Origin of the sequence: Escherichia sp. AM3 (genome assembly GCF_032029835.1) — a bacterium.
Classification (GTDB): domain Bacteria; phylum Pseudomonadota; class Gammaproteobacteria; order Enterobacterales; family Enterobacteriaceae; genus Escherichia; species Escherichia coli.
Genome location: NZ_JAVUPQ010000194.1, coordinates 1 through 2,505 on the forward strand (window position 1 = coordinate 1; position 2,505 = coordinate 2,505).

Consider the following 2,505-nt stretch of genomic DNA (forward strand, 5'->3'; position numbering starts at 1 on the left):
AAGAGCGTTTATCATTGCTCTCAAATTATCGCGAACACTTATCCAAGTCTGTTCTGCTCGTTCTAACTCATCAGTGTACAACTTTAATGTTTTATCTATGCCATATGTGGCTATTAAATTTATAGCTTCTTGTAATTTTTCAGGATTATTCCTTCTTGGGGGAGTGAATATACCACGGATTTTTCCGGTAATTAAAGCTTTACGGTGTCTACATAGAATACCTTTACTTCCTGCTGGACAATTACAAGTCATGATTAGCGAGCCAGAATCGTTTGATACAGTGACTATGTATACATCCAAACTACTGCTACTTGTTGCGAAGAATTCGTATTTCATGTGTTAGCTCCTTGACTTCAATTATTCTTATCCTTTTGGTTCAATACCGCGCCGTAGCAGCTCTTTGCGCCCTCATTCTTTAAGCCAGTTGGCTAGGCTTATGCCGTCGCTCTGCGCTTCTTTGTCGAATTGCTCTTTTAGCTCTGGAGAAATTCGCATTCTGAATTGTGGAGATTGCCCATCACCCTTAGGACTTTTATCGCGTTTGATCGTTGACAAGTGACCACCTATTGAATTAGCCTTTTCATTGTTAGGTGGCCACCTTAACACGGGGGCACTTAAAAAAGCAAAGCCCGAAGGTGCTGGGAACACCAACGGGCTTCTAACCACCAACGATAGCAACAGTATCGAGGTAGCTATGAGAAATCATACCACACACCCGCAAGGGCGGGACCCGCACAACCTGAATAAATACATCTGGCGTTTTATCGCCTTGAGTACGGCACAACCGCGCATGATTACCATCGAGGCCATCAGCGAACAGGAAGCCCGCCAGCAATCCCCAACTGGCTGCGTGATGGTATTCGCCGCCCGTATTCGTCAGGAGGTGTGCCGTGCTTAAAACCTTCAGTGTATTTGCCCGAGCTGTTAACCCACTGGGCCACACAATTGGTATCACTCAGAACGTGAAGGCTGTTAATGTTCAGACGGCTATTGCTGCGGTGAGAAGCGAATCATCAGAATATGGCTTATCACAAGTCATTATTTCAGCAGTGTATGAATTAAAAGAGGTGCATTAATGCAGGAAATCACATTACACGAAGCCGCTGAACGTGCGCACCAGACAGAAATTATTTGCCGCCTTCTTGAGGTATACCCGAACAAAATTACAGATGCTGATATATCCGCGCTGGCGAGCCTACTGGCGCGCCTTTCGGGAAGTGTCGCTAGTTTCCTGATTGAGGAAGAAAGTAAGCTGGTGGGGGATTAAATGAATACAGAACGGGAAGTCTTTTTTAAATTGTTAGCATGTGCAGAAAGTCCATTAACTTTAAATAATTCAGCAAAAGCAATATTAAATATGTGGCTTGATTGCATAAATGACAATGAAGATGCAAATATTGCTTATGGCCTGTTGTCACTTATTGATGAATCAGCAGAAAAACTCAATGACGCAATAAATAGTGCCCTGCTATCAAATAAGTCGAGTTAAGTCGAGGAATAAATAATATGGAAATGAAAAATTCTGGCTTTATTGCCAGCGGCCCCGCTCGGCCTGAATTTATGAACGGCGATATTTACCGCGATAAATACGGCGGCACGGTAACGATTAAAGGCGTGGCAGAACGGCGCATCACTTACCGCCGTGAGGGGTATAGCTATGACTGCGTGATGCCTGTTTATCAGTTCCGGCGTGATTTTTCCCTGGTATATGCCGCACCCCGCAGTAAGCCCATCAGCAGGGAAAAAGCGCGGGGAAACATCCAGAAAATGAAAAGCATGATTAACGCATTCAGGGGCAAAAAATGAAACTGGCACCGAACTTAAAAAAACAGCCACGCGACAGACTGACAGAGGTAATCATCTTTGCAGGTAGTGATGCGTGGAGCCATGCGAAAGAGTGGCGGGAATGGGCGGGTAAACATATTGCCGCCGACGATGTGCCGCCTGTCGTGCTGGCTGATGAGCAACTGAAAAATATCACCGATTACCGGATCATTGATGAAGATCGTCAGTGTGTGCGTGTTTACCGCGCAGGACATATCACAGAGCACAGCATGACGCAGATTGTTACGTTACTGGCTGTGGCTGGAGTGAAGACCGTACACGAATACGCGGGGATTACTGACACCAGCCCAGTGGATTTATCCGAGCAGTTGCCGCGACTCAAAGAGGAATGCGAGCGTGGGGAAAGTCTGGTGCTTAATCTTCCGACGAAGCAAAAGGCGCAACTTTCACAGATGGCAGACAGTGAACGTGCACAACTACTTGCCGATCGCTTTGATGGTGTGTGTGTTCATGCAGAAAGTGAAATCGTCCACGTATGGCGCGGCGGGGTATGGTGTCCGGTCAGCACAATGGAGCTGAGCCGCGAAATGGTGGCGATCTATTCAGAGCACAGGGCCACGTTCAGCAAACGTGTAATCAATAACGCCGTGGAAGCGTTAAAAGTTATTGCCGACCCCATGGGGGAGCCGTCCGGTGATTTGCTACCGTTCACTAATGGTG

At 46.6% G+C, this 2,505-nt stretch carries 6 protein-coding genes and 2 pseudogenes; 7 read left to right on the top strand and 1 reads right to left on the bottom strand.

Going from position 1 to position 2,505, the window contains the following annotated elements; all coding sequences use genetic code 11:
• Positions 1–336, bottom strand: a 336-nt coding sequence (locus RTW80_RS23885) for an SWIM zinc finger family protein (RefSeq protein WP_312720512.1), incomplete at its 3' end; no start/stop codon positions are given.
• A 28-nt stretch (positions 337–364) separates the two neighbouring features.
• Between RTW80_RS23885 and RTW80_RS23890 the strand changes: the two are divergent.
• The 7 genes and pseudogenes from RTW80_RS23890 to RTW80_RS23920 form a co-directional block, all read left to right on the top strand.
• A pseudogene (locus RTW80_RS23890) lies at positions 365–631 on the top strand (hypothetical protein); the annotation flags it as partial.
• Between the two features lie 63 nt (positions 632–694).
• A complete protein-coding gene (locus tag RTW80_RS23895; RefSeq protein ID WP_016247985.1) occupies positions 695–898 on the top strand; it encodes a host cell division inhibitor Icd-like protein in 204 nt (67 codons plus the stop codon).
• Positions 891–1,076: a hypothetical protein gene (locus RTW80_RS23900; RefSeq protein WP_312676523.1), complete on the top strand. Its 186-nt coding sequence runs from the start codon at positions 891–893 to the stop codon at positions 1,074–1,076. Before RTW80_RS23895 ends, RTW80_RS23900 begins: the two co-directional genes overlap by 8 nt.
• Positions 1,076–1,267, top strand: coding sequence for a hypothetical protein (locus tag RTW80_RS23905; protein ID WP_001156310.1), 192 nt, complete (start codon positions 1,076–1,078; stop codon positions 1,265–1,267). Before RTW80_RS23900 ends, RTW80_RS23905 begins: the two co-directional genes overlap by 1 nt.
• A complete protein-coding gene (locus RTW80_RS23910; RefSeq protein ID WP_016247986.1) occupies positions 1,268–1,489 on the top strand; it encodes a hypothetical protein in 222 nt (73 codons plus the stop codon).
• A 17-nt stretch (positions 1,490–1,506) separates the two neighbouring features.
• Complete coding sequence (locus tag RTW80_RS23915) at positions 1,507–1,806, top strand: DUF4222 domain-containing protein (protein WP_000425298.1); 300 nt, start codon at positions 1,507–1,509, stop codon at positions 1,804–1,806.
• Positions 1,803–2,505 (top strand): annotated as a pseudogene (locus tag RTW80_RS23920) (DNA primase); the annotation flags it as partial. The gene RTW80_RS23915 and the pseudogene RTW80_RS23920, both read left to right, overlap by 4 nt.